The following is a 22,545-nucleotide window of genomic DNA, read 5'->3' as shown; positions in this document are numbered from 1 at the left end:
GCGGGTTCAGTGCGTCACGGGTTCGGCGGCGGCCATGTACGTCCGCCGCAGGAACCGCAGCAGCGCCTGCCGCTCAAACTGCACCACCGACGCACCGTGCGCGGAGTGGAACTCCACGACGACCTGCACCCGGCCGCACGGCCACACCCGCACCTCGCCGCTCCCGGCGGGGGCCCGCAGCCCCTCCTCCAGCAGATCGCGGCCGAAGACCCACTCGTGCCCGCCGCTGCCGGGCAGGGTCATGCGTACCGAACGGGGATCGTGGTCGGGGTCGTACCGAAGGGTGACCGGAACCGCCTCCAGCTCGTCGACGAGCGGCACCGCCGCGTCCGAGACGATGTGGGCTCGCGCGTACTGCTCGACTACGGACATCGGACGGCCCCTTCACCGTGCGCAATGCGAGTGGAAACTCTCCGTCCACCCTTCCTCCAATGTCACATATTTTCCCTATTACGCCCTTCTGAACCGATATCTCGCACGTGAGATAAAACGAGCCGCACGCTCTTGCACATCGTTCGCATCAAGCCACATCATCGAACGGTGCATGTACCTGACGGATTCATCGACGCGCCCACCTCAGCCGCCACCGGCGTGATCGCCGCGGGCGCCGTCGCCGTGAGCCTGCGCGGCGCACGGCGCGAACTCGACGAGCGCACGGCGCCGCTGGCCGGACTCGTCGCGGCATTCATCTTCGCCGTGCAGATGCTGAACTTCCCCGTCGCGGCGGGCACCAGCGGCCATCTGCTCGGTGGCGCGCTGGCGGCGATACTCGTCGGCCCCTTCACCGGGGTCCTGTGCGTCTCCGTCGTCCTGCTGATGCAGGGCATCCTGTTCGCGGACGGCGGCCTGACCGCGCTCGGCGTCAACATCACCAACATGGCGATCGTCACGACGGTCGTCGCCTACGCCCTCTTCCGCGGCCTGGTGAAGGTGCTGCCCCGCACCCGCCGGTCGGTCACGGTGGCCTCGTTCGTCGCCGCCCTGGTCTCCGTCCCGGCCGCCGCGCTGGCCTTCACGCTGATGTACGCGATCGGCGGCACCACCGACGTCTCCATCGGCAAGGTCGCCACCGCCATGGTCGGCGTGCACATCCTCATCGGCATCGGTGAGGCCGTGATCACCGCGCTGACCGTCGGCGCGGTCATCGCCGTACGCCCGGACCTGGTGTACGGGGCGCGCGGGCTGACGCAGAAGCTGAAGCTGCGGGTCAACGGCGAGCTCGTCGACGCTCCCGGCGCCGAGCCCGCGCCCGCGCCGGTGGCCGCCCGGACCTCGCACCGCAAGGTGTGGGCCGCCGGCCTGGTCACCTCCCTGCTCCTGGCCGGATTCGTCAGCTTCTACGCCTCCGCCGATCCGGACGGCCTGGAGAAGGTCGCCGGCGACCACGGCATCGACAAGAAGGCCGAGGAGCACACGGTCGCCGACTCCCCGCTCGCCGACTACGGCGTCAAGGACGTCGACGACGCCCGCCTGTCCGGGGGGCTCGCGGGCGTCATCGGCGTGGGCGTCACGGTCGTCGCGGGCACCGGCGTGTTCTGGGCCGTGCGCCGCCGCCGTACGGACGACGCCTCCCCATCGGAGACGACCAGCACGACGAGCGTCTGACATGGGCGCCGGGCACGCGCACAAGCTGTACCGGCACGGGCACTCACCCGTGCACGGCCTGCCGCCGCACACCAAGCTCGCGGCCGTGTTCGCCTTCGTGGTGGTCGTGGTGTCGACGCCGCGCGAGGCGATGTGGGCGTTCGGGCTGTACGCCGTACTGCTCGGGGCCGTCGCGTACCTCGCGCGCGTGCCCGCCGGCTTCCTGCTCCGGCGGCTGCTGATCGAGGTGCCGTTCGTCGCGTTCGCGGTGCTCATGCCGTTCGTGGCGGAGGGCGCGCGGGTCGACGTCCTCGGCCTGTCCCTGAGCGTGAACGGCCTGTGGGGCGCCTGGAACGTGCTCGCCAAGGGCACGCTCGGCGTCGCGGCCTCGGTGCTGCTCGCCGCCACGACCGAGCTGCGCGAACTGCTCCTCGGCCTGCAACGCCTCAAGCTCCCGCCGCTCCTGGTGCAGATCGCGTCCTTCATGATCCGCTACGGCGACGTCATCACCGACGAGATGCGGCGCATGCGGATCGCCCGGGAGTCACGCGGCTTCGAGGCGAGCGGCGTGAAGCACTGGGGCGTCCTCGCCAAGTCGGCGGGCGCGCTGTTCATCCGCTCCTACGAGCGCGGCGAGCGCGTGCACCTGGCCATGGTCAGCCGCGGCTACGCCGGTTCCATGCCGGTCATCGACGAGGTGACCGCGTCCCGGGCGCAGTGGTCGTACGCCTTCACCCTCCCCTGCGCCGCCCTGCTCGTCTGTCTGCTGGGATGGACCCTGTGACTGCTTCTCTGGAGGTCTCCGGCCTCGCCTTCGCCTACCCCGACGGACACCAGGCCCTCTTCGGCGTCGACTTCTCGGTCGCGCGCGGTGAGCGGGTCGCGCTGCTCGGGCCGAACGGCGCCGGCAAGACGACCCTCGTGCTGCACCTCAACGGCATCCTGACCGGCGGCGCCGGCACGGTGCGGGTCGCCGGGCTGCCCGTGGACAAGCGGAACATGGCCGAGGTCCGGCGCCGGGTCGGCATCGTGTTCCAGGACCCGGACGACCAGCTGTTCATGCCGACCGTCCGGGAGGACGTGGCGTTCGGGCCGGCGGCGGCCGGGCTGAAGGGGCCCGAGCTGGAGGAGCGCGTGGACCGGGCGCTGGAGCGGGTCGGCATGGCGGGGTTCAAGGACCGCCCGCCGCACCACCTGTCCTTCGGGCAGCGCCGCCGGGTGGCGGTCGCGACCGTGCTGGCGATGGAGCCGGAGATCCTCGTCCTGGACGAGCCCTCCTCCAACCTCGACCCCGCCTCCCGCCGCGAACTGGCGGACATCCTGCGGTCCCTGGACGTGACCGTGCTGATGGTCACGCACGACCTGCCCTACGCGCTGGAGCTGTGCCCGCGCTCCCTGATTCTCAGCGACGGGGTGATCGCGGCCGACGGGCCGACCGGCGAGCTGCTGTCCGACGAGGAGCTGATGCGGGCCCACCGCCTGGAGCTGCCGTTCGGTTTCGATCCGCGTTCCGTCCCGGCGGCCGCGGCCCGTCCGTGACAATGGGCGCGTGACCAACGAGGAGAGCGACGGACCGCCGCTGCTGGACGAGCAGCTGTGCTTCGCGCTGTACGCCGCCCAGCGCGCGGTGACGGCGGCGTACCGCCCGCTCCTCGACGAGCTGGGCCTCACCTACCCCCAGTACCTCGTGCTGCTGGTCCTGTGGGAGCGCGGCGAGATCACCGTCAAGGAGCTGGCCGCGGCCCTGCGTCTCGACTACGGCACGGTCTCGCCGCTGCTGAAGCGGCTGGAGGCGGCCGGTCTGGTCCGGCGTGAGCGGTCGGCGCGGGACGAGCGGTCGGTGCTCGTGGCCGTGACGGGGCGCGGGGAGGAACTCCGGGAACGCGCGGGGCGAGTGCCCGGCGCGCTGCTCACGGCGACCGGGTTCGATGCCGCCGAGACCGGACGGCTGCGTGCGGAGCTGTGGCGGCTGGCCGAGCGTGCGGAGTCGGCGGCCAACCGGGCCCGCTGAGGGTTACCCCCGGTTGCCCACCCCCTGGTACCCACCCATGCATACCGGCCAGTACCTTGTGCACGATGTGTTTGTGCACACCTGGTTCCCGGGGGAGGACAGCATGACTGACGGCCCCGCCGTCGACAGCCGCCCGACGAAGATCATGTACGTGGCGGAGGCCACCGCTCACGGCGGTCGCGAGGGTTACGTCACCAGCCAGGACGGCCATCTCGAACTCAAGGTCGCGATGCCCCCGCAGCTCGGCGGCGACGGCAACGGCACCAACCCGGAGCAGCTCTTCGCGGCCGGCTACAGCGCCTGCTTCCACAACGCCCTGATCCTCGTGGGCAACCGCGAGGGCTACGACCTGGCCGGCTCCACCGTCGCCGCGAAGGTCGGCATCGGCCCCAACCGGCAGCGCGGCTACGGTCTCGCGGTCGCCCTCACCGTCTCCCTGCCGGTCGTCGACCCGGACCTCGCGACCAGGCTGGTGGACGCGGCCCACGAGATCTGCCCGTACTCGAACGCGACCCGCGGGAACATCGACGTGAGCATCCTGCTTGGCTAGAGGGGATCACGACGAGCGCAGCGGCAGCAGGAGGAGTACGGACGTGGACGTGAACGGCACGGTCGCCGAGGGCTTCGAGCCGGTCAGGGAAGCGTTCGTACGGAACTTCGAGACGCTCGGGGACCGGGGCGCGGCGGTCGCCGTCTACCGGGACGGGCACAAGGTCGTCGACCTGTGGGGCGGCACCAAGGACATCGACGGCACAGCTCCCTGGGAGCGCGGCACGGCCCAGGTCGTGCGCTCGGCGACGAAGGGTGTCGCGGCGGCCGTACTCCTGCTGCTGCACCAGCGCGGGCAGCTCGATCTGGACGCGCCGGTGGGGCACTACTGGCCGGAGTTCAAGGCGCAGGGCAAGGAGCGGGTGCTGGTCCGGCACGTGCTCAACCACCGGGCCGGGCTGCCGGTCCTCGACCGGCCGCTCACCCCGCAGGAGGCCCTCGATCCGCTGCGGGGACCGGCGGCGGTCGCGGCGCAGGCCCCGGCCTGGGAGCCCGGCACCGACCACGGCTACCACGCGCTCACCTACGGCTGGCTGCTCGACGAACTGGTGCGGCGCGTCACCGGGCAGGGCACCGGCCAGTGGCTCGCGTCGCAAGTCACCGGCCCGCTGGGCCTCGACCTCTGGCTCGGTCTGCCGCAGTCGGAGGCCGGCCGGGTCGGGCGCGTGGGCCGCGTCGAGGGGGCCGAGCCGACCGGGGGCCTGCGGGCCCGCCCGAAGCGCTCGGTCACCGAGGCCTACGAGGACCCGGCCTCCCTGACCCGCCGGGCGTTCGCCGCGATCTCCCCGTTTCCGGACCAGAACGACCCCGCCTACCGCGCGTCCGCCCTCCCGGCGACCAACGCCATGGCGACGGCGGACGGGCTGGCCCGCTTCTACGCGACCCTGATCGGCGACACGGCCGGCGCCCCGCGCCTCTTCACGCCTCAGACGGTGGAACTGGCCCGGGCCGAGGAGTCGGCGGGCCCCGACCGGGTCCTGGTGGTCGGCACCCGCTTCGGCCTGGGCTACATGCTGCACGGCAGCGCCTCGCCGTTCCTCACCCCGGGTTCCTTCGGCCACCCGGGCCGCGGCGGCGCCCTCGGTTTCGCCGACCCGGAAACGGGGATCGCCTTCGGCTACGTCACCAACGGCTTCCGCAAGACGGTGACGGCGGACCCGCGGGCGCAGGGGCTGGTGCGGGCGGTGCGCGGAGTGCTGGGGCCGTAAGGCCCGCACGGGTCCTACAGCCCCTGTGCCCCCTAGACGTGGATGGGGTGGGAGGTCCGGCCGGACGCCTGGTCGATCTCCTCGTGGGCCTTGGTCAGCAACGCCATGGCCAGTTCGTTGAGCGCCCGGGCCCCGGCGATCTCCTCCCCGACCCGCGGCTGATTCGCGTCGGTCTGGTGCCGGCTGGCGTGCCCGTGCGCCCGTACCTCGCTGCCGTCGGGAAGGCGGACCATCGCGGCCGCCTTCGTGTGCTGGTCGTCCTCCGTGAACTCCATCTCGACGTGCCACCCCACAGTGGTGTGCATCATGACGATCACCTCCGGAACGCTTAGTTCCAGGGTGCTCCTCGCCCGGGCCGGACGCACCCGCCTGACAGCGACCTATCCGGCGTGCAGCATCAGCCCGATCCCGACGACCAGCAGCCCGGCCGCCGCGATCCTCGGCGCCCCGAACCGTTCCTTGAAGAACACGGCCCCAATCGCCGCGCCGACGATGACCGACGACTCGCGCAGGGCCGCGATGGGGGCGAGTTCGGCCTTGGTCTGCGCCCACAGGACGAGGGCGTAGGCGGCGACGGACAGCGCGGCGCCGATCAGTCCGACCCCGGCGAACGGCCGCAGCAGGGCGACGGTCCTCCCGCGCCAGTGCCACGCGGCGTACGCCGGGATGACGACCCCCTGGACCGCCATCAGCCAGGCGATGTACCCGAGGGAGGACCCGGAGGCCCGCACGCCCAGCCCGTCGAGGACGGTGTACACGGCTATGGTCAGCCCGGTCGCCAGGGCCGCGCCGATCGCCGCCCAGTCGGGCCGCCGTCCGCGCAGTCCCCACAGGGCGACGCCGGTCAGCCCCGCGCACGACAGGGCGATCCCGGCGGCGGCCCACCCGTCGGGCACCTCGTGTGCGAAGAGCGCGGCGAGCACGGTCACGACGAGGGGCGCGGTGCCCCGGGCGATGGGGTAGGCCTGCCCGAAGTCGCCCAGCCGGAAGGACTTCATCAGCAGGGCGTAGTAGGCGATGTGGACGGCGGCGGAGGCGAGCAGATACGGCCATGCCCCGGCCGCGGGGAACGCCACGAAGGGCGCGAGGGCCAGCCCGATCAGGACGCCGCCGCCCGAGATCAGCGCGAACCCGGCCAGCTTGTCGGTGATCTTGTGGGCGATGGCGTTCCAGCTGGCGTGGGTGACGGCGGCGAACAGAACGGCTGTGGTGACCAGTGGGGTCACGCGGTGCGCTCGCGCACGTCCACCAGGGTGCCGCCGGCGTGGGCGACGAGGTCCTCGGGCGCGATGGGGAACACGGCGTACGGCGTACCGGCCGCGGCCCAGACGACGTCGTGCTCCAGCAGGGAGCGGTCGGCGAGCACCCGGGTCCTGGTCTTGTGCCCGAAGGGCGGCACGCCGCCGATGGCGTACCCGGTGGTCTCCCGGACGACGTCCACCTTGGCCCGGGTGACCTTGTCGGCACCGAGCTCCTTGCGGACGAGCTCCAGGTCGACCCGGGAGGCCCCGTCCATGAGCACGAGCACCGGAACGCTGTCCGCCGCGAAGATCAGCGACTTGCAGATCTGGCTCAGCTCGCAGCCGACCGCGGCGGCGGCCTCGGTGGCGGTGCGGGTGGCGTCCGGGAACCGGCGCACCTGCTCCACGAGGTGTCCGATCCCGAGCTCCCGCAGGGCTTCGGCGAATCGGGGGTGGGCTCCGGAGCCCTCGGCGTCAGTGGCGGCTGTCGTCGTCATGCCCTGCACGCTAGCGGTACGTGTAGAAGACACGCGAGGCCGTTTCAGCTGGTGGTGTCCTCCGGCCGGACGTCCGCGAACTCCCACCAGGCGAGCGGCAGCCAGTCACCGTCGACGAAGCCGTCGACGGATCCGCCGTTGCCCCGGATGGCCACGCGGGTTCCGACCGGGTAGGTGGTGCCGGACAGCCCGGAGACCGCCACGAGAAGGGTGCCGATACGACGAGACAAAACCCTCACGTCCTTTCTCCTATAGATGCAAATCGTCTCATCATGCACCAGCCTGGTATATGAGCCACTGCACAGACGGAGGTGCTTGACGATGAGGGCTGTCGTGTACAAGGGGCCCTTCGAGGTAGCGATAGAGCAAGTGGAGGATCCACGGATCCAGCACCCGAACGATGTGCTCGTCCGGGTCACGTCAACGGCCATCTGCGGCTCCGACCTGCACATGTACGAGGGCCGCACGGCCGCGGAGCCGGGCATCGTGTTCGGCCACGAGAACCTCGGAGTGATCGAGGAGACAGGAGAGGGGGTCACCAGCCTCAACAAGGGCGACCGGGTGGTCATGCCGTTCAACGTGGCCTGCGGGTTCTGCAAGAACTGTTCGGCGGGTTTCACGGGCTTCTGCCTGACGGTGAACCCGGGCTTCGCCGGCGGCGCCTACGGCTATGTCGCGATGGGGCCCTACACCGGAGGCCAGGCGGAGTACATCCGCGTCCCGTACGCCGACTTCAACTGCCTCAAGCTTCCGGAGGGCAACGAGAAGGAGACCGACTTCGTCCTGCTCGCGGACATCTTCCCGACGGGCTACCACGGCAACGAACTGGCCGACGTGCGCCCCGGTGAGTCGGTCGCCGTCTACGGCGCCGGCCCGGTCGGGCTGATGGCGGCCTACTCCGCGATGCTGCGCGGTGCGAGCAAGGTGTTCGTGGTCGACCGGGTGGCGGAACGCCTCCAGAAGGCGCGGGAGATCGGAGCGATCCCGATCGACTTCACCCAGGGCAACCCGGCGCAACAGATCAAGGAGCAGACCGGCGGCGAGGGAACCGACAAGGGCATCGACGCCGTGGGCTACCAGGCACAGGCGCAGGGCGAGGACCGTGAGGAACCGGCGATCGTACTGAACTCCCTGGTCGACACGGTCCGGCCGACAGGTGCTCTCGGGGTGCCCGGCCTGTACGTCCCGAGCGACCCGGGCGGTCCGGACGAGCAGTCCAAGAAGGGCATGCTGATGGTGGCCGTCGGACGCCTCTTCGAGAAGGGGCTCCGCATGGGCACCGGGCAGTGCAACGTCAAGCGGTACAACCGCCACCTGCGGGACATGATCATCGAGGATCGGGCGAAGCCCAGCTTCGTCGTCTCGCACGAACTGCCGCTCGACCAGGCGCCGTCGGCATACGAGAAGTTCGACAAGCGCGTCGAGGGCTACACGAAGGTGGTCCTCCACCCACAGGCGGCCTGAGAAGCCCGGGTGGGACCGCCCGCTTCTTCGGCCAGTGTCGTGCCTCCGCGAGCCGAGTAGAGGGCGCTACGCGTCGCCAGCGGCGATGGCCCTGCGGGACCCTTGACTCACCTCGCTCCAGCACGAGGAAGAAGCGGGCGGCCCCGACAGTCAGTCGGTGACGTACGTCAGGAACGACGCCCACGTGGACATGTGACGGGCCGGTGAGGGCGCTCCGTCCCCACGGTGCCCTCACCGGCCGGTCCCTCCCGAGCGGTCAGACGCGGACCAGTTCCCGGTCTCCGTCGTCGTCGCCGGAGGCGGCGCGCAGACCCTCGCCCTCCACGTCGACGTTGGGCAGCGCGCGGTCGAGCCACTTCGGGAGCCACCAGGCCGTGCGGCCGAGGAGGGCCAGGACGGCCGGGACGATGGCCATGCGGACGATGAACGCGTCGAAGAAGACCGCGATCGCGAGGCCGAAGCCGATCATCTTGACCATCGACTCGGACGAGCCGATGAAGCCGGCGAAGACGGCCATCATGATGACCGCGGCGGCGGTGACGACCCGGGCGCCGTGCCGGAACCCGGTGACCACGGCCTGCGCGGGCTTCTCACCGTGGACGTAGGCCTCCCGCATCCGGGTCACGAGGAACACCTCGTAGTCCATCGCCAGGCCGAAGACCACGCCGACCATGAAGATCGGCATCATCGACATGACCGGCCCGGTCTGCTCCACGCCCATCAGGCCGGACAGCCAGCCCCACTGGAAGACCGCGACGACCGCGCCGAGGGCCGCCATCACCGACAGCAGGAAGCCCAGGGCCGCCTTCAGCGGGACGAGGATCGAGCGGAAGACCACGATCAGCAGGAGGAAGGCCAGTCCGACGACCAGCACCAGATACGGCACGAGGGCGTCGTTGAGCTTCTCGCTGACGTCGATGTTCATCGCCGTGCTGCCGGTGACCAGGACGCCCGCGTCCGTGTCGGCCTTGATGTCCGCGCCCGCGTCCCGGATGCCGTGGACCAGGTTCTCCGTGGTGACGGAGGAGGGCTTGGAGCCGGGGATGACGGTGATGGTGGCGGTGTCGCCGGCCTTGTTGGGTTGCGCCGGTGTGACCGTGACGACGTCCTTCAGGCCCTTGATCGCGTCGCCGGTCTCGGTGAAGGCCGCCTTCGGGTCGTCGCTGTTCTTCGCGTCGACGACGACCATCAGCGGGCCGTTGAAGCCCGGCCCGAAGCCCTCGGACAGCAGGTCGTAGGCGCGGCGCTGGGTGGTGGAGGTGGGCTGGGAGCCGTCGTCGGGCAGGCCCAGTTCGAGGGAGGTCGCCGGGACGGCCGCCGCGCCGAGGCCGATGACGCCGAGCAGCAGGACCGCGAGCGGGCGGCGGACGACGAAGCTCGCCCAGCGGGTGCCCAGGTTGGGGCGCTCCGGCTTCTGCTTCGCGGTCCGGCCGAGGAGTTTGCCCTTCTCCCCCATCGGCTTCACCCTGCGGCCCGCGTAGCCGAGCAGGGCCGGGACCATCGTCAGGGCGATCAGCACCGCGATGGCCACCGTGCCCGCCGCCGCGATGCCCATCTTCGTCAGCATCGGGATGTTGACGACGGACAGGCCCACCAGGGCGATCACCACGGTCAGACCCGCGAAGACGACCGCGGAGCCCGCCGTGCCGACGGCCCGGCCGGCCGCTTCCTCGCGCTCGCGGCCCTCGGCCAGTTCGGCGCGGTAGCGGGAGACGATGAACAGCGCGTAGTCGATGCCGACGGCCAGGCCGATCATCATCGCCAGGGTGGAGGTGGTCGTACCCAGGTCCAGCGCACTGGCCAGGCCCGTGATCGCGGAGACGCCGATGCCCACGCCGATGAGCGCCGTCAGCAGCGGCAGACCGGCCGCGACCAGCGAGCCGAAGGTGATGACCAGGACGACCGCGGCGACCGCGATGCCGATGATCTCGCTGGAGCCGGTGTGCGGCACCGCCTGGAGGGCGTCGCCACCGATCTCGACGGTCAGCCCGGCCTTGCGCGCGTCCTGCGCGCTGTCCTCGAGGGCGTCCTTCGCCGCGTCGTCCAGCTCCATGCCGGAGACCTTGTACGACACCTGCGCGTACGCGATCGTGCCGTCCTTGCTGACGGCCTTCGCCCGGTACGGGTCGGTGACACGGACGACCTCGGAGCCGTCGGACAGCTCCTTCACCGTGTCCTGGACCGTCGCCTTGTTGCCGGGGTCGGTCATCTTCTCGCCGCTCGGCGCCTTGAAGACGACGCGTGCGGTGGCCCCGTCGGCGCTGGTGCCCGGGAAGCGCTGCTCCAGCAGGTCGAAGGCCTTCTGGGCCTCGGTGCCGGGGATGGAGAACGAGCTGTTGCCCGCGGCGGGGGCGCTGGCGGCGCCGACACCGGCGAGGGTCAGCAGGGCCACCCATATCAGGGCGACGAAGTGCCGCCGCCGGAACGAGAGCCGGCCGAGTTTGTAGAGGAATGTGGCCACGAGGGCCCTCCCGGTCAGTCGTGGGGTCTTCAGGGCAGGGGTGATCAGCCCGACGACGTGAGCGGTACGTCAGGTAGGGGCTAGCTCAGGGGACTAGTCGGTGGTGCGTACGCCGAGGGCGGGGAGGACCACGGCGTCGATGTACGAGGTGAGGAAGGCCTGTGTCGGTGGCTGGTCGTCGATCAGCGTGCGGGTGGCGAATGCCCCCACGAGCATGTGCACGACGAAGTCGAGTGCCGGGCGGTCGGCGCGGATCTCGCCGCGGTCGACGGCGCGCTGCACCACGCGCTGGAACTCCTCCATCTCCGGCTCGATGAGCAGTTCCTTGAAGGCCTGGAGGAGGTCCGGGTTGGCGTGCACCGCCATGAACAGGCCCCGCATCAGCGCGGCGTTCTGCTGCATGGCGCAGTCGTCCTCACGTGCGGTGAGGGCATGGAGGTCGCCCCGCAGGGACCCGGTGTCGACGTCGGCGATGTTGCCCGGCTTGTTGTGCCGGATCGCCTTCGCCACCAGCTCCGGCTTGCCGCCCCACTGGCGGTAGAGCGTGGCCTTGCTGGAGCGGGTGCGGGCTGCCACGGCGTCCATGGTGAGGGCGTCGTAGCCGACTTCCCGGAGCAGGTCGAGCACGGCCGCGTAGAGCTCGGCCTCACGCTCGGGGGTGATCCGACTGCGACGCGCGGCGGCGACCTCAGCCATCTCTCTCACCTTCCTGCATCCGAACGACACGGTTTCGTACGCCCCCAAGGTAGCGCAGTCTCCACAGAAACGAAACCGTTTCGTACGTGTGCCGCGCCACGACTGCGGATTTGCCTTGACTTGCCCAGGTCCGTCCCCCGGCAAAGCATGAGGACGTGACCTATCTGCGCCTGCCTCACCTCCATGACGACCTGCTGTGCTTCGTGGCCGAGGACGACCTCTGGCTCGCCCCGCTCGACACCCCCGGCCGCGCCTGGCGGCTCACCGTCGACCGCACCAAACTGGGCCACCCGCGCTTCTCGCCCGACGGCCGCCACCTCGCGTACACGAGCTGGCGCAGCCTGGTGCCCGAGGTCCATGTCGTCCCGGTGGACGGCGGCCCAGGCCGCCAGGTGAGCCACTGGGGCAGCGCCGACACCCGGGTCTGCGGCTGGACCCCGGACGGCGAGATCCTGGCCGTGGCCTCGCACGGCGAGCCGTTCTCCTTCTTCACCTGGGCCTACAAGGTCGCCCCGACAGGCGACCCGGGCCGCAAACTGCCCTGGGGGCCGGTCTCCGACATCCAGGTCGCCGACGTGGACGGGGAGCGCAGATCCCTCCTCCTCACCGGCACCCCACCGCACGAACCGGCCGCCTGGAAGCGCTACCGCGGCGGCGCCACGGGCAGGCTCTGGCTGCACGGCGAACGGCTGCTCGAGGGCCTCGGCGGCCACCTGCACTCCCCCATGTTCGTCGGCGGCCGCATCGCGTTCCTCTCCGACCACGAGGGCGTCGGCAACCTCTACTCCTGCGCCCCCGACGGCTCCTCATTGCGCCGGCACACCGACCACGACGCCTTCTACGCCCGGCACGCCGCCAGCGACGGCACCCGCGTCGTCTACCAGTGCGCGGGCGATCTGTGGATCGTCGACGACCTGTCCCCGGACTCCGTGCCGCGCCGGCTGGACGTACGGCTGAGCGGGCCGCGGGCCGGGCGGCGCCCCTACCAGGTGGCCGCGTCCCGGCACGTCGACGGGCTCTCGGTCGACGAGACCGGGCGGGCCAGCGCCGTCGTCGTGCGCGGCAGCCTGTACTGGCTGACCCACCGCGACGGCCCGGCCCGCACCCTCACCGACACCCCGGGTGTCCGGGTCCGGATGCCGGAGATGCTCGGCGGGAGCGGGCGGGTGGCCTACGTGACGGACGCCGAGGGCGACGACGCCGTCGAGATCGCCTTCCTGCCCAGGGCGAGCGGAGCCCGTGCGCCCCGGCGGCTGGCCGCGAGTCGGCTGGGCCGGGTGCGCGAGCTGGTCTCGGACCCCGACGGCGAGCGGCTCGCGATCGCCTCGCACGACGGCCGGCTCCTCCTCGTCGACGTCACCGAGGACTCCGGCGGCGAGGTCACCGAGCTGATCCGGTCGATCAACGGGCCCGTGCGCGACCTCGCGTTCTCCCCGGACGGGGCGTGGCTCACCTGGTCGCACCCGGGCATCGGACGGACCCTGCGGCAGATCAAGATGGCCCGGCTCGCCGACCGGCTGATCGTCGATGTCACAGGCGGCCGCTTCGAGGACGAGAACCCGGTCTTCACCCGCGACGGCCGCTACCTCGCCTTCCTGTCCTGGCGCGGCTTCGACCCCGTCTACGACGTGCACACCGGCGACCTGTCCTTCCCGCTGGGCTGCCGCCCCTACCTCGTGCCGCTGTCCTCCGCGACGCCCTCCCCGTTCGCCGTGAACCCCGAGGGCCGCCCGGCCGCCGGGGGCCTGGACCCGGTCGAGGACGACGAGAACGACGAGAACGGCGCCAACGGGGCCGTGACCGTCGAGATCGAGGGGCTGGAGAGCCGCGTCACGCCGTCCCCGGTGGCCGCCTCCAAGTACTCGGCGCTGCACCCGGTCGCGGGCGGGGGGCTGGTGTGGCTGCGCTGGCCGATCTCGGGCGCCCTCGGCGAGACCTTCGCCAACCCGGACGACACCAGCGGCCGGCCGACCCTGGAGCACTTCTCCATCACCAAGGCCAGGAAGTCCGAACTCGCCCAGCACCTCGACTGGTTCGCGGTCAGCGGCGACGGCAGCCGGCTGGTCGTCGTCGACGAGGGCGAACTGCGCGCGGTGCCGGCCAACGAGCCGGGCGACAGCGACTCCACCGTGTGGATCGACGCGCGCCGCATCCTGCACGTGGTCGACCCGGCGGCGGAGTGGCGGCAGTCGTACGAGGAGGCCGGGCGGCTGATCCGGGCCTACTTCTGGGAGCCGCACATGTGCGGCATCGACTGGGACGGCGTGCTGGACCAGTACCGCCCCCTGGTCGAACGGGTCGCCTCCCCCGACGAGTTCGCCGACCTGCTCCGCGAGGTCCTCGGCGAGCTGGGCACCTCCCACGCCTACGTCACCGCCTCCCGGCGCAACGAGGGCCCGCCGCACTACCAGCGCCGGCAGGGCCTGCTGGGCGCCAACTTCGTACGCCGGGACGGCGGCTGGGTGGTCAAGCGGATCCTGCCCGGCGACTCCTCCGACTCCAAGGCCCGCTCCCCGCTGGCCGGCACGGGCATCCGGGAGGGCGCGATCCTGACCCACGTCGACGGCCGCCCGGTGGACCCGGACGCGGGCCCGTATCCGCTGCTGGCCGGCGCGGGCGGCACGACGGTGGAGCTGACCTTCACCCCGGCCGGGGACTCGGCGGAGGGCCAGGGGCCGCCGCGCCGGGTCGCCGTCGTCCCGCTCGTCGACGAACGGCCCCTGCGCTACCAGGACTGGGTGGCCAAACGCCGTGCCGTGGTACGCGAGTTGAGCGGCGGACGCTGCGGCTATCTGCACATCCCGGACATGGGCGGTTCGGGCTGGGCGCAGTTCAACCGCGACCTGCGCATGGAGGTGTCCCGCCCGGCGCTGATCGTGGACGTGCGCGGCAACGCGGGCGGCCACATCAGCGAGCTGGTCGTCGAGACACTGAGCCGGACGATCGTGGGCTGGGACCTGACCCGCGACGCCCAGCCGGTGTCCTACCCCTCGAACGCGCCGCGCGGCCCGCTCGTGGCGCTGGCGGACGAGGCGACCTCCTCCGACGGCGACATGATCACCGCCGCGTTCAAGCTGCTGAAGCTCGGCCCGGTCGTGGGACAGCGCACCTGGGGCGGCGTGGTCGGCATGACCGGCCGCCACGAACTGGGCGACGGCACGGTGATCACGGTGCCGATGAACGCCGCCTGGTTCGACGCGTACGGCTGGTCGGTGGAGAACAAGGGCGTCGCCCCCGACATCGACGTCCTGCGCACCCCGCTGGACTGGGCCGAGGGCCGGCACGCCCAGCTGACCGACGCGGTGGAGCTGGCGCTCGGACTGCTGGAGACCAACCCGCCCGCGACACCGCCGACCTACAGCGACGTACCGAACCACTCCCGCCCGAAGCTGCCGCCCAGGGCCTGAACACCCGGGCGGCACAAGGGGAAAGGGGCGCCCCGCTCAGGGGAGCCCCTTCCCTTCGGCACGCAACGTCAGGCGTCGTAGTCCTGGTCGAAGCGGTCCTCCTGGTCACGCTCACGCTCACGGTCGCGCTGCGGCTCGGTGCGCTCACGGTCGCGCTGCGGGTGCGAGGGGTCCATGTCCTCGTCACGCCGGTGACCGCGGCCCTGCACCTGCTCGCGAGCCTGGTCCGCCTTCTGGCGAGCCTGGTTCTGCCACTGCTCGGACTTCTCCTGGAACTGGTCCTTCATACCCATGTGGGTTCACTCCCGTTGGGGGTGAGGGGATCTGGCTCGATCAGATTCACACGGGCCGTGACGCTGCGCATGTCGATCACTTACGCAGCGTAGTCCGCTGCTGTTCATCGGCCGCTCCACCCGCTCCGACCAGGCCCGTGCGCATGCCCGTCAGCCGGTCCGCGAACCGCCGCATCTCGCGCTGGCCGACCGTCCCGATGACCCCGGGCAGATAGCCGCGCACGCCCTGCATGCCGCGCAGCCACCACTGCCCGTACACAGCGCTCGACCGGCGCTCGATCCCCTCCACCAGCCGGTCCACGGCCGGCCCCAGCGGGTACGTCTTGTTGGACGGCCAGGGCAGCCGCTGCCTCAACTCCCGCATGACGTCGTCCTGATCGGCCCCGCGCACCATGTCGGTGTCGGTCCACGACAGATACCCGACGCCCACCTTCACGCCCCGGTGCCCGACCTCGGCCCGCAGGCAGTGCGCGTAGGCCTCCACGCCCGACTTGGACGCGCAGTACGCGGTCATCATCGGCGCCGGCGTGATCGCGGCGAGGGACGCGATCTGCAGCAGATAGCCCCGGCTCTCCGTCAGCAGCGGCAGGAAGGCGCGGCCGGTCACCGCCGAGCCGATCAGGTTGACCTCGATCACCCGCCGCCAGGACTCCGGGTCGGAATCGGCGAACGGACCGCCGGTGGCGACACCGGCGTTGGCGACGACGATGTCGACCCGGCCGAAGCGCTCCTTGACCTCGCCCGCGACGCGGACCATCGCCTCGTGGTCGGTGACATCGGCGTGCCAGTGGTCGCTCTCGCTGTGCAGCCGCCCGGAGACCTGCTTCAGTTCGTCCGGCTCCAGTCCGACCAGGGCCACCTTCACGCCCCGTGCGGACAGCTTGCGGGCCAGCAACTCCCCGACGCCGCGCGCCGCCCCGGTCACCACGGCGACCTTGCCTTCGAGGCTCACCCTGCTCATGCGCTCTCCTCGGATACGACCCGGATGTGTGCGTGGACGAGTTCCCGAACGGTGGCGGTGACCAGTTCGGGCGCCTCGACGGGCGTCATGTGGCCGATGCCCGGCAGTTCGACAACCCCCGTGCACCGCGGCAGCGCCGCGGCCAGGGCCCGGGCCTGCACCGGCGGTGTCAGCCGGTCCGCCGTGCCGACGATCACGGCCGTGGGCACGTCCAGCTCCCGCACGCCGTGGTCGAGGTCGAGCAGGTCCAGCACCTGCGACCAGGAGTGGCGGACCTTGCGGGGGCAGGCGTGCACGATCCGGGCGCAGGCCTCGATCATCTGCGGGGCCGAAGCGGGTCCCATCGTGCCGTACTTGAGGATCCGGCGGGCCAGCGGTGTGACCGGCCCGAGCGGGGCGCGGGAGCCGAGGATCCGCCGGGTCAGCCAGGTCCGTACCCGCCCGGCCCGCATGGGCACGACGGTGGAGGCGGCGACCAGCTGCGAACTGCCCGTGCTGCACAGCAGGACGGCGGCCGCGTGCGCCCGGAAGGCGGCTCTGGCGGAGGCCGCCATCACGGTCATCCCGCCCATGGAGTGCCCGGCGATCACGGCCTGTTCGCCGGGCGCGAGGGTGGCCTCGAGGACGGCTTCCAGATCGTCGGCGAGCGCGTCGGAGCTGCACGCCGGGCTCGCGGGGCTGCGTCCGTGGCCGCGCTGGTCGTAGGCGATGACCCGGTGGTCGGCCGCCAGGTCGCGGATCTGCGCCGCCCAGAAGGCGGTGGAGCAGGTCCAGCCGTGGGCGAGGACGACGGCGGGCGCGCCTTCGGGCCCGTGCACCTCCACGTGCAGCCGGGCGCCGTCGGCGGACACGGCGGTCAGTTCACGCGCCGGGGAGGGCGGGGCGTAGGGCCCGGAGTCGATGGGGGTCCCCCCTGCTCGAGCGAAGCCGAGAGCTTGGGGGAGCAGCAGGCGGCTCACGCGTCCACCTCCGCCTTCTCCGCAGCGGTGGTCTTCTTCGCCGCGGGCGCCCGCAGGACGTCGTACTCGGCGAGGTCCACCCGCCGCGTCGCCCGCCGGAACTCGGCGGTCGTGCCGGGCCAGATGGTGGTGTTGCGGCCGCTCGCGTCGAGGTACCAGCTGGTGCAGCCGCCGGTGTTCCACACGGTGCGCTTCATGCGCTCCTGCACCCGGTGGTTCCAGGCGCGCACGGCGTCCGGACGGGCATCCAGGGCGACCCGGCCACCGAGGACGTCCAGCTGACGGACGTAGTCGGCGAGGTAGTTCAGCTGGGACTCGATCATGAGGATCATCGAGGAGTTCCCCAGGCCGGTGTTGGGCCCGATGACCGTCATCCAGTTCGGGAAGCCGGCCGCCGAGGCGCCGCGCAGGGCCTCCATGCCACCCTTCCAGGTCTCGGCGAGGGTCCGCCCGTCGGCGCCCACCACCCGGTCGGCGATGGGCATGTCGGTGACGTGGAAGCCGGTGCCGAAGACGATCGCGTCCACCTCGGCCTCGCTGCCGTCGGCGGCGACCAGGGTCGAGCCCCGCACCTCGGCGAGGCCGCTGGCGACGACGTCCACGTTGGGCTGTGCGATCGCCGGGTAGTACGTGCTGGACAGCAGGATCCGCTTGCAGCCGATGCGGTAGTCCGGGGTGAGCTTCGCCCGCAGGGCCGGGTCCTTGATGGCACGGGCCATGTTGCGCTTGGCCAGCTGCTCGACGAACCCGAGCTCGTTCGGGCGCTTGGTGAACGCCTGGACCTGCAACTCCCGGATGCCCCACAGCAGTCCGCGCCGGACCTGCGAAGTGAAGGGCAGCCGCCGGTGGACCCACCGCTCGGCGTCGCTGATGGCCCGGTCGATGCGGGGCATCACCCATGGCGCGGTGCGCTGGAAGAGGGTGAGCCTGGAGACGTCGGGCTGGATGGACGGCACGATCTGGATGGCCGAGGCGCCGGTGCCCACCATGGCGACGCGCTTGCCGCGCAGGTCGTGGTCGTGGTCCCAGCGGGCGGAGTGGAACACCTTGCCCGGGAAGGACTCCAGGCCCGGGATGTCCGGCACCTTCGGGTCGGACAGGGGCCCGGTGGCCGACACGACGAAGTCCGCCGAGAGGCTCCCGCTGCTGGTCTCGATGTCCCAGCACAGCCGCTCGCCGTCCCAGGCCATCCGCTTCACCTCCGAGTCGAAGCGGATGTGCGGCCGCAGCCGGAACACGTCCGTCACGTGCTCCAGATAGGCGCGGATGTGCTCCTGCCCCGAGAAGGTACGCGGCCAGTCGGGGTTGGGCGCGAAGGAGAACGAGTACAGATGGGACGGCACGTCACAGGCACACCCCGGGTAGCTGTTGTCCCGCCAGGTGCCGCCGACACTGCTCGCCCGCTCCAGGACGACGAAGTCGGTGACACCCTCGCGGCGCAGCCGCACGGCGGCCCCCAGCCCGCCGAACCCGGACCCGATCACCGCGACCCGTACATGTTCGTGTTCGCGCTCGCCCATGCCCGCACCTCCACACACCACGAGAACCGCGCCAGTGAACACTGGCGCAATGGGAGCGTAGGGCAGCGGCGTACCGATGGGTAGGGGGCGGGGCCAGGAAAGTTACCCCTGGTACGCCTTAAGGTGCCCAGGTGGCCGAGAAGCGTGAATACCGCATGGAAGAGCTGGCCCGCCTCGCCGGGATCACGGTGCGCACCCTGCGCTTCTACCGCGAACGAAAACTGATCCCGCCACCGCGCCGCGAGGGCCGCATCGCCTGGTACGACGACCACCACCTGGCCCGGCTGCGCACGATCACGGCCCTGCTGGAGCGCGGCCACACCCTCAGCGGCATCGCGGAACTGGCCGAGGCCTTCGACCACGGCCGCGACGTCGGCGACCTGCTCGGCGTCGGCGGCCCCACCGAGGAAGAGCCGGTCCACCTCACCCCCGAGGAACTCGCCGACCACTTCGCGGGCGAGGCCACCCCGGAGAACCTCGCCGCCGCGATGGACCTCGGCTACCTCGGCACCGACGGCCAGGAGATCGTCCACGTCAGCCGCCGCCTCCTCGACGTCTCCTCGGCCCTGGTCCACGAGGGCATCCCCCTCGCCGCGGTCCTCGCAGCCGCCAAACAGGTCCGCACCCACGCCGACGCCCTGGCCGAACTCTTCACCGACCTGGTCCTCGCCCACGCCACCCCCGAAGACCTCCCCCGCCTGCGCCCCCTGGCCCGCAGCGTGGTGGAGGCGGAACTGTCGCTGGCGTTGGACCGGAGGATGACCCGGCAGGGCTGACGTCCGAGGCGAGCGCCGTAAACCTCCCCCGCGCTCTGCGTCATTCACCCGATCGAGGCACTTTGCACGCAAAGGCCCACGCAACGGTGTTCGCACTCCGACAGTGAGATCGAAAGGCCCCGGCGGCTGTCCTACCAGTCCCGGGGTGTGGCCGACACTTGTATCGCGCCGTACGCTCGGTGGCCCACATGTCCGAGTTGATCGAGTGGAGCCGACATCGCACCAAGACGCTCATCTTCGGGATGCCCGAAGAACGTGAGCCGCTCGTGATCACACCGCAGGCGAACAGCGACGCGATCCGCCCTTGCATGAAGCTGGCCTACGCTGCGGAGCAGGAGACGCGCGCCATCTCCGCTCGTCTCACCAGTGCCCACGAAGTCTTGCGCGCCACAGGCAGATACGGCGGTGGCCTGGTTTCCGTTCGGGTACAAGAAGGCACCGCACCCCTCCGGTACCGGATGGTGCCTTGCCCCCGACCCGGAAACCGTCCCCGTTGTCCGTGCGATCGTGGACGACGTCCACTCGGGACTGTCCCTCGTGGCCATTGCTCAAAAACTCGAAACCGCAGAAGTGCTGGTGCCTCGCGACCGCCACGCTCACCTACAGGGACGTCCCACGGGTGGGCGGCGCCACGGACGCGACTTCGAGCGATTCCGCTGGACAGCAGGCAGCCTGTGCAAGATCCTCCGCACCCCGGCGCTCATGGGCCACCGGGTACACAAGGGAGCGACTGTCCGTGACGCTGACGGCTCACCCGTTCTGATCGGCCCCCCGCTGCTCACCGAGGAGGAGTTCCAGGCGCTCCAGGCCACCCTCGATGCCCGCTCGAACGGCAACCCTCCCAAGCGCCGGGAGACGTCGCTGCTCATCGGGGTCGCGCACTGCACCGGGTGCGGTGGCCGCATGTACTTCGCCACACGGAAGGCGTATGCGTACGGCGACTACGTCTGCCGCGCCTCTGCCCGCGGCACGACGTGCTCCGCTCCCGCTTCCATCCGCGCCAGCTGGCTCGACGAGTTCACCGTCGACCGCTACCGCGAGGCTTTCGCCACGGACCGTGAGGTGACTCGAGGGCAGCTTCTCAGGGACGGCGTTCGCGTCACAGTCGCCAAGGGCCGGTCGGGCGGCGGACGGGAGCGACTGGCCGGGCCCGATACCTCCCGCCTGACCTTCACCGTCGGCTCACGTCCCTGATCCGTTTCACGGCACCTGGGGTGCGCCATGGGTCGGCGCACCCCACCCCGTGTCACATCTCGAAGACGACCGTCACGGGAGCGTGATCCGACCACCGCTTGTCATGGCTGGCGGCCCGCTCCACAAACGCCTTGACCGCCCTCTCGGCAAGCCCGGGGGTCGCGACGGCGAGATCGATCCTCCAACCCGTATCCCGCTCGAACGCACGCCCCCGATACGACCACCACGAGTACGGCCCCTCGGTGTCCGGGTGCAGTGCCCGGACGACGTCGACGTATCCGCCGTCGGCCCGGTCGAAGACCCGGGTCAGCCACTCCCGCTCCTCCGGCAGGAATCCGGAGCTCTTCTGGTTGCCGCGCCAGTTCTTCAGGTCGGCCCGCTGGTGGGCGATGTTCCAGTCGCCGCACACGAGCACCTCGCGCCCCTCGGCGGCGGCGCGCTCCCGCAGCCCCTTGAGGTGGGCGAGGAACTCACCCATGAAGCGTTCCTTCTCGTCCTGCCGCTCGGTGCCGACCTCGCCGGAGGGCAGGTAGAGGGAAGCGACGGTGACCCCCGGAAGGTCGATCTCCACATACCGCCCGCTGCCGTCGAACTCTTCCGACCCGAAGCCGATCCGCACCCGGTCGGGCTCGCGGCGGCTGTACAGGGACACCCCGGCCCGTCCCTTGGCGGCCGCCGGCGCGTGCACCACATGCCACCCCTCGGGCGCACGGACGTGCTCCGGCAGCTGCTCCGGCTCGGCCCGCACCTCCTGGAGGCACAGCACGTCGGCTTCGGTCTCCGCGAGCCACTCCACGAAGCCCTTCTTCGCGGCGGCACGGAGCCCGTTCACATTCACAGAGGTCACTGTCAGCAAAGCACTCTCCTCGACATCACAGGCGACCCCATCGGCAGGACCCGTTGTCGGAGGTCACAGTGAGCACCCCGGCACAATACCCCCACACTGGACAAGGTCCAGTTCCGGATCGAATACGGTAGCGGCCATGCACATACGCCGGGTCTCCTTCGACCACCCCGACGCCTTGAAGCTGAACGACCAGGTCCAGGCCGAGTACGCCGTCCGCTACGGGGACGACGGCGACGCCACGCCCATGGCCGCCGCGGACTTCGACCCGCCGAACGGCACCTACCTGATCGCGCACGACGAGGACGGCACCCCCGTGGCATCGGGTGGCTGGCGCGCCCAGGACGCCAACGACGAGGGCAACCTCGACGGCGACGCCGAGCTCAAGCGCATGTATGTGACCGACGGCATGCGCGGCCGGGGCCTCGCCCGCCGCATCCTGGCCGCACTGGAGGAGGACGCCCGCACGGCCGGCCGCGCACGGATGGTCCTGGAGACCGGCACCAAGCAGCCGGAGGCCATCGCCCTGTACACGTCCAGCGGCTACGAGCCGTGCGCCAAGTTCGGCTACTACCGCTTCCACGACGCGAGCCGCTGCTTCGCCAAGGACCTGCGGTTCGCCGGCTGACGGAGGTTCAGCAGCCGTCCCGGCTGTGGCCCGTGTCACCCGGCGCGGGCCGCCACCGCCGTTGCTCCCCGAGCAGGCCCTGAACATACGTCAGAGCCCGGTCGGTTTCCCGACCGGGCTCTGAGCTGCGTGGACCTGAGGGGATTTGAACCCCTGGCCCCCTCGATGCGAACGAGGTGCGCTACCGGACTGCGCCACAGGCCCTTGCAACGAGTGAAACTTTAGCACCCCGATCGGCCTGCTTGGAAATCC

23 protein-coding genes and 1 tRNA gene are annotated in these 22,545 nt (G+C 71.2%); 11 read left to right on the top strand and 13 right to left on the bottom strand.

Features of this window, described 5'->3' with window-relative positions:
• Positions 1-6 precede the first annotated feature (6 nt).
• Positions 7-372, bottom strand: coding sequence for an SsgA family sporulation/cell division regulator (locus K4G64_RS08405; RefSeq protein ID WP_221755396.1), 366 nt, complete (start codon positions 370-372; stop codon positions 7-9).
• Positions 373-540: 168 nt separating this feature from the next.
• Here K4G64_RS08405 and K4G64_RS08400 point away from each other — a divergent pair, with 168 nt between their 5' ends.
• From K4G64_RS08400 to K4G64_RS08375, 6 genes are all read left to right on the top strand, one after another.
• Positions 541-1,605 carry an energy-coupling factor ABC transporter permease gene (locus K4G64_RS08400; RefSeq protein WP_221755395.1) on the top strand — a complete coding sequence of 355 codons (1,065 nt, stop codon included), beginning with the start codon at positions 541-543 and terminating at the stop codon, positions 1,603-1,605.
• 1 nt (position 1,606) lies between these two features.
• Positions 1,607-2,368 (top strand): cobalt ECF transporter T component CbiQ, encoded by a 762-nt coding sequence (cbiQ, locus tag K4G64_RS08395; protein WP_221755394.1) that lies wholly within the window; start codon positions 1,607-1,609, stop codon positions 2,366-2,368.
• Positions 2,356-3,123, top strand: a complete 768-nt coding sequence (locus K4G64_RS08390) for an energy-coupling factor ABC transporter ATP-binding protein (protein ID WP_221755393.1) — start codon at positions 2,356-2,358, stop codon at positions 3,121-3,123. Before cbiQ ends, K4G64_RS08390 begins: the two co-directional genes overlap by 13 nt.
• Positions 3,124-3,133: 10 nt before the next feature.
• A complete protein-coding gene (locus K4G64_RS08385) occupies positions 3,134-3,595 on the top strand; it encodes a MarR family winged helix-turn-helix transcriptional regulator (protein ID WP_221755392.1) in 462 nt (153 codons plus the stop codon).
• A gap of 103 nt (positions 3,596-3,698) precedes the next feature.
• The gene (locus tag K4G64_RS08380) at positions 3,699-4,145 is read left to right on the top strand and encodes an organic hydroperoxide resistance protein (RefSeq protein WP_221755391.1); all 447 of its coding nucleotides are present in this window, start codon (positions 3,699-3,701) and stop codon (positions 4,143-4,145) included.
• A gap of 43 nt (positions 4,146-4,188) precedes the next feature.
• Positions 4,189-5,352, top strand: coding sequence for a serine hydrolase domain-containing protein (locus K4G64_RS08375; protein ID WP_221755390.1), 1,164 nt, complete (start codon positions 4,189-4,191; stop codon positions 5,350-5,352).
• Between the two features lie 32 nt (positions 5,353-5,384).
• Here the strand turns inward: K4G64_RS08375 and K4G64_RS08370 are convergent, their stop codons facing one another.
• The 4 genes from K4G64_RS08370 to K4G64_RS08355 all read right to left on the bottom strand — a co-directional run bounded on the left by K4G64_RS08370 (position 5,385) and on the right by K4G64_RS08355 (position 7,320).
• Positions 5,385-5,660, bottom strand: a complete 276-nt coding sequence (locus tag K4G64_RS08370) for a DUF1876 domain-containing protein (RefSeq protein ID WP_189592239.1) — start codon at positions 5,658-5,660, stop codon at positions 5,385-5,387.
• A gap of 72 nt (positions 5,661-5,732) precedes the next feature.
• Positions 5,733-6,578 (bottom strand): DMT family transporter, encoded by an 846-nt coding sequence (locus K4G64_RS08365; RefSeq protein ID WP_221755389.1) that lies wholly within the window; start codon positions 6,576-6,578, stop codon positions 5,733-5,735.
• The gene (locus K4G64_RS08360; RefSeq protein WP_221755388.1) at positions 6,575-7,090 is read right to left on the bottom strand and encodes a YbaK/EbsC family protein; all 516 of its coding nucleotides are present in this window, start codon (positions 7,088-7,090) and stop codon (positions 6,575-6,577) included. Before K4G64_RS08360 ends, K4G64_RS08365 begins: the two co-directional genes overlap by 4 nt.
• A gap of 44 nt (positions 7,091-7,134) precedes the next feature.
• On the bottom strand, positions 7,135-7,320 hold the full coding sequence (locus tag K4G64_RS08355; protein ID WP_190904492.1) for a hypothetical protein: 186 nt from the start codon (positions 7,318-7,320) through the stop codon (positions 7,135-7,137).
• A 91-nt stretch (positions 7,321-7,411) separates the two neighbouring features.
• Here K4G64_RS08355 and K4G64_RS08350 point away from each other — a divergent pair, with 91 nt between their 5' ends.
• Positions 7,412-8,554, top strand: a complete 1,143-nt coding sequence (locus K4G64_RS08350; RefSeq protein ID WP_221755387.1) for a glutathione-independent formaldehyde dehydrogenase — start codon at positions 7,412-7,414, stop codon at positions 8,552-8,554.
• Positions 8,555-8,810: 256 nt separating this feature from the next.
• Here the strand turns inward: K4G64_RS08350 and K4G64_RS08345 are convergent, their stop codons facing one another.
• Together K4G64_RS08345 and K4G64_RS08340 are read right to left on the bottom strand one after the other, a co-directional pair.
• Positions 8,811-11,015: an MMPL family transporter gene (locus tag K4G64_RS08345; protein ID WP_221755386.1), complete on the bottom strand. Its 2,205-nt coding sequence runs from the start codon at positions 11,013-11,015 to the stop codon at positions 8,811-8,813.
• Positions 11,016-11,108: 93 nt separating this feature from the next.
• Positions 11,109-11,711, bottom strand: a complete 603-nt coding sequence (locus tag K4G64_RS08340) for a TetR/AcrR family transcriptional regulator (RefSeq protein WP_221755385.1) — start codon at positions 11,709-11,711, stop codon at positions 11,109-11,111.
• 155 nt (positions 11,712-11,866) lie between these two features.
• Here K4G64_RS08340 and K4G64_RS08335 point away from each other — a divergent pair, with 155 nt between their 5' ends.
• Positions 11,867-15,118 (top strand): S41 family peptidase, encoded by a 3,252-nt coding sequence (locus K4G64_RS08335; RefSeq protein ID WP_221755384.1) that lies wholly within the window; start codon positions 11,867-11,869, stop codon positions 15,116-15,118.
• 68 nt (positions 15,119-15,186) lie between these two features.
• Here K4G64_RS08335 and K4G64_RS08330 read toward each other — a convergent pair whose 3' ends face one another.
• The 4 genes from K4G64_RS08330 to K4G64_RS08315 all read right to left on the bottom strand — a co-directional run bounded on the left by K4G64_RS08330 (position 15,187) and on the right by K4G64_RS08315 (position 18,851).
• Positions 15,187-15,411, bottom strand: coding sequence for a hypothetical protein (locus K4G64_RS08330; RefSeq protein ID WP_221755383.1), 225 nt, complete (start codon positions 15,409-15,411; stop codon positions 15,187-15,189).
• Positions 15,412-15,487: 76 nt separating this feature from the next.
• Entirely contained in the window at positions 15,488-16,372 is an 885-nt protein-coding gene (locus K4G64_RS08325; protein WP_221755382.1) for an SDR family oxidoreductase, read from the bottom strand.
• Entirely contained in the window at positions 16,369-17,322 is a 954-nt protein-coding gene (locus K4G64_RS08320; RefSeq protein ID WP_260460173.1) for an alpha/beta fold hydrolase, read from the bottom strand. Before K4G64_RS08320 ends, K4G64_RS08325 begins: the two co-directional genes overlap by 4 nt.
• Before the next feature lie 5 nt (positions 17,323-17,327).
• The gene (locus K4G64_RS08315) at positions 17,328-18,851 is read right to left on the bottom strand and encodes an NAD(P)/FAD-dependent oxidoreductase (protein WP_221755381.1); all 1,524 of its coding nucleotides are present in this window, start codon (positions 18,849-18,851) and stop codon (positions 17,328-17,330) included.
• A gap of 131 nt (positions 18,852-18,982) precedes the next feature.
• Here K4G64_RS08315 and K4G64_RS08310 point away from each other — a divergent pair, with 131 nt between their 5' ends.
• Positions 18,983-19,627 (top strand): MerR family transcriptional regulator, encoded by a 645-nt coding sequence (locus tag K4G64_RS08310; RefSeq protein WP_374206386.1) that lies wholly within the window; start codon positions 18,983-18,985, stop codon positions 19,625-19,627.
• A gap of 366 nt (positions 19,628-19,993) precedes the next feature.
• A complete protein-coding gene (locus K4G64_RS39940) occupies positions 19,994-20,821 on the top strand; it encodes a recombinase family protein (RefSeq protein WP_308122277.1) in 828 nt (275 codons plus the stop codon).
• Between the two features lie 52 nt (positions 20,822-20,873).
• Here the strand turns inward: K4G64_RS39940 and K4G64_RS08300 are convergent, their stop codons facing one another.
• Positions 20,874-21,677 carry an exodeoxyribonuclease III gene (locus tag K4G64_RS08300; RefSeq protein WP_221755380.1) on the bottom strand — a complete coding sequence of 268 codons (804 nt, stop codon included), beginning with the start codon at positions 21,675-21,677 and terminating at the stop codon, positions 20,874-20,876.
• A gap of 127 nt (positions 21,678-21,804) precedes the next feature.
• On the opposite strand from K4G64_RS08300, the gene K4G64_RS08295 reads away from it, so the two are divergent.
• Complete coding sequence (locus K4G64_RS08295) at positions 21,805-22,293, top strand: GNAT family N-acetyltransferase (protein WP_221755379.1); 489 nt, start codon at positions 21,805-21,807, stop codon at positions 22,291-22,293.
• Positions 22,294-22,423: 130 nt separating this feature from the next.
• On the opposite strand, the gene K4G64_RS08290 is transcribed toward K4G64_RS08295, so the two are convergent.
• A tRNA-Ala gene (locus tag K4G64_RS08290) sits at positions 22,424-22,497 on the bottom strand.
• Positions 22,498-22,545: the final 48 nt, after the last annotated feature.

This window comes from Streptomyces sp. WAC04114, from assembly GCF_019733245.1.
Taxonomy (GTDB): domain Bacteria; phylum Actinomycetota; class Actinomycetes; order Streptomycetales; family Streptomycetaceae; genus Streptomyces; species Streptomyces massasporeus_A.
This window is presented reverse-complemented; position numbering and strand designations above follow the sequence as displayed.

Bases quoted from the DNA above. Each gene is read 5' to 3' on its own strand.
- K4G64_RS08405 (WP_221755396.1), bottom strand. From the start codon at position 372: ATGTCCGTAGTCGAGCAGTACGCGCGAGCCCACATCGTCTCGGACGCG.
- cbiQ (WP_221755394.1), top strand. From the start codon at position 1,607: ATGGGCGCCGGGCACGCGCACAAGCTGTACCGGCACGGGCACTCACCC.
- K4G64_RS08390 (WP_221755393.1), top strand. From the start codon at position 2,356: ATGGACCCTGTGACTGCTTCTCTGGAGGTCTCCGGCCTCGCCTTCGCC.
- K4G64_RS08380 (WP_221755391.1), top strand. From the start codon at position 3,699: ATGACTGACGGCCCCGCCGTCGACAGCCGCCCGACGAAGATCATGTAC.
- K4G64_RS08370 (WP_189592239.1), bottom strand. From the start codon at position 5,660: ATGATGCACACCACTGTGGGGTGGCACGTCGAGATGGAGTTCACGGAG.
- K4G64_RS08360 (WP_221755388.1), bottom strand. From the start codon at position 7,090: ATGACGACGACAGCCGCCACTGACGCCGAGGGCTCCGGAGCCCACCCC.
- K4G64_RS08350 (WP_221755387.1), top strand. From the start codon at position 7,412: ATGAGGGCTGTCGTGTACAAGGGGCCCTTCGAGGTAGCGATAGAGCAA.
- K4G64_RS08340 (WP_221755385.1), bottom strand. From the start codon at position 11,711: ATGGCTGAGGTCGCCGCCGCGCGTCGCAGTCGGATCACCCCCGAGCGT.
- K4G64_RS08330 (WP_221755383.1), bottom strand. From the start codon at position 15,411: ATGGGTATGAAGGACCAGTTCCAGGAGAAGTCCGAGCAGTGGCAGAAC.
- K4G64_RS08325 (WP_221755382.1), bottom strand. From the start codon at position 16,372: ATGAGCAGGGTGAGCCTCGAAGGCAAGGTCGCCGTGGTGACCGGGGCG.
- K4G64_RS08315 (WP_221755381.1), bottom strand. From the start codon at position 18,851: ATGGGCGAGCGCGAACACGAACATGTACGGGTCGCGGTGATCGGGTCC.
- K4G64_RS08295 (WP_221755379.1), top strand. From the start codon at position 21,805: ATGCACATACGCCGGGTCTCCTTCGACCACCCCGACGCCTTGAAGCTG.